The organism is Vibrio fujianensis (genome assembly GCF_002749895.1).
Lineage (GTDB): Bacteria > Pseudomonadota > Gammaproteobacteria > Enterobacterales > Vibrionaceae > Vibrio > Vibrio fujianensis.
The window spans coordinates 1-257 of sequence record NZ_NBUS01000040.1 but is presented as its reverse complement, the minus strand read 5'-3'; positions in this window follow the sequence as shown (position 1 = coordinate 257).

Genomic DNA, 257 nt, shown 5'->3' with positions numbered 1-257 from the left:
CACTTCAACAGGTTTAGATGGCAACATTTAGTGAATAAGATCACGGGTAAAGTCAATTATGCTCAATTAAAAGAAAAGCGCTTCTTGAGAAGTTTGTAACATTACAGAGGTAGGTATGCGTGAATAAAACAGGTTATTGCTCAATTTAATCAAATACATATGTATCACCTATGTGTGTTATACCAATCTAAATAAAAATATGATCTAATTAAGGCTATTTAACTACTACCATCATTCATCATGAATAGCCTTAATAA